The organism is Halorubrum sp. Ea8 (genome assembly GCF_002252925.1).
In the GTDB taxonomy this organism is placed as follows: Archaea; Halobacteriota; Halobacteria; order Halobacteriales; family Haloferacaceae; genus Halorubrum.
In genome coordinates, this window is the sequence record NZ_NHPF01000042.1 from 1 (window position 1) to 1,480 (window position 1,480).

1 protein-coding gene and 1 pseudogene are annotated in these 1,480 nt (G+C 72.9%); one reads left to right on the forward strand and one right to left on the reverse strand.

Features of this window, described 5'->3' with window-relative positions; all coding sequences use genetic code 11:
• Positions 1–1,104 (forward strand): MFS transporter (locus DJ74_RS03505; protein WP_094526383.1); only part of this gene is annotated, 1,104 nt, incomplete at its 5' end.
• Positions 1,105–1,126: 22 nt separating this feature from the next.
• Here the strand turns inward: DJ74_RS03505 and DJ74_RS19025 are convergent.
• Positions 1,127–1,480: pseudogene (locus tag DJ74_RS19025) on the reverse strand (hypothetical protein); the annotation flags it as partial.

Here is a 1,480-nt window from a genome sequence, read left to right on the forward strand (position 1 = left end):
CTCCCCGGCGGCATCCTCGTCGACCGGTTCGGCTCCAAGTCGCTCATCCTCGCGTGTCTCGGCGGGATGGCCGCCTCGTTCCTGCTCGTGAGCGTCGCCCCGAACCTGCTCGCGCTCGCGCTCGCCATCGCCGTGTGGGGCGTCACCGCGAGCGTCTACCACCCCGCGGGGCTGTCGCTGATCTCCAAGTCGGTCGACCGCCGCGGGACCGCGCTCGGCTACCACGGGATCGGCGGCAACCTCGGCATCGCCCTCGGGCCGCTGGCGACCGCGCTGCTCCTCCTGGCGTTCGACTGGCGGGTCGTCGCGGCCGCGCTCACCGTTCCCGCCGTCGTCGTCGCCGCGTACGGCCTCACCGTCGACGTCGACGCCGCGCTCCCGGAGTCCGCGGTCGTCGACGGCGGCGGCGAGGGTTCGGCCGCCGCCGACGAAACGGGCGACGGCACCAAAGGCGAGGTGTCGCCGTCGACGATCGTCGACGACACGCGGGTCCTGCTCGCCGGCGGGTTCCTGATCGTGTTCGCGTTCGTCACGCTCAGCGGGCTCTACTACCGGACGTTCCTCACGTTTCTCCCGGACCTCCTCGGCGACGCCCTCGGCGGGTTGGTCGACGTCCAGCTCATCGATCCGGAGAGCCCGTACGCCGAGGAGTTCGACCTCGCGCGGTACCTGTACGTCGCCGTCCTCATGGTCGGCGTGCTCGGCCAGTACCTCGGCGGTCGGATCGCCGATTGGGTCCGCCCGGAGCGGGGACTGATCGCTCTCATGTCCGTCCTCGCGGTCCTCGCGCTGCTGTTCGTCCCCGCCGGCGCGACCACCGCGTCGTTCCTCGCGGTCTCGCTCGCGCTCGGAGTCGCGCTGTTCACCGTACAGCCGCTCTCGCAGGCGACGGTTGCGGCCTACTCGCCGAGCGAGGCGCGGGGGATCTCGTTCGGCTACACCTACCTCGGCATCTTCGGCGTCGGATCGCTCGGCGCCGCGCTCGCTGGGACGGTTCTCACCCGTGCGGGCCCCCGCGAGCTGTTCCTCGTGCTCGCCGTCATCGCGGTCGTCGGCGCGCTCGCGGCGGCCGCGATCTCCCGGTTCGCGACCCGGCGGGACTGACGACGCGGGTCGCGCGCGTCGGTCACTCCTCGGACCGGTGGTCGTCGCCTTCGGCGTGGTCGTCGCCCTCGTCGTGGTCACCTTCGCCGTGGTCGTCGCCTTCACTGTGGTCGTCGTCCCCGCCGTGGTCGTCGCCCTCGTCGGCCTCTTCGCCGACCGCTATCCGCACCGGGCCCTCGTCTCCGGGATCGTCGCCGTCGTCCACCGGCGCGTGGTCCGGCTCGTCGCCGTCCGCGTAGTCGTCCAGCGTCGCCTCGCGGTGGTCGCCGCGCTCGCCCTCCAGTTCGCTCAGCGCGTAGCCGACGGCGTAGCCGGTCGATCCCCCGAGGAAGGCGCCGATCCCGGCGCCGATCGGGCCGCCCCGAGCCCACGAGAC